The following is a 241-nucleotide window of genomic DNA, read 5'->3' on the forward strand; positions in this document are numbered from 1 at the left end:
TCTGCTTGTAAGGCAGATGCTCTCCCAGCTGAGCTAATTCTCCATTACTATATGCCTGGCAACGTCCTACTCTAGCGGAACGTAAATCCAACTACCATCGGCGCTAAGGAGCTTAACTTCTGTGTTCGGCATGGGAACAGGTGTGACCTCCTTGCCATTGTCACCAGACAAGAGAATGATTATACATTCAAAACTAGATAGTAAGTAAATGATTTTGCTTCGCAAAACTTTGAAATAAATT

The 241-nt window shown here is 42.3% G+C and carries 2 rRNA genes (1 of these 2 cut by a window edge); both read right to left on the reverse strand.

The features are described from left to right. Nucleotides 1-53: 53 nt before the first annotated feature. Nucleotides 54-168: ribosomal RNA gene (gene rrf / locus KA828_RS08310) — 5S ribosomal RNA — on the reverse strand. A gap of 62 nt (nucleotides 169-230) precedes the next feature. Further along, nucleotides 231-241 (reverse strand): 23S ribosomal RNA (locus KA828_RS08315) (it continues 2,898 nt past the right edge of the window).

It is taken from the genome of Staphylococcus sp. GDY8P85P, from assembly GCF_017892405.1.
In the GTDB taxonomy this organism is placed as follows: domain Bacteria; phylum Bacillota; class Bacilli; order Staphylococcales; family Staphylococcaceae; genus Staphylococcus; species Staphylococcus borealis.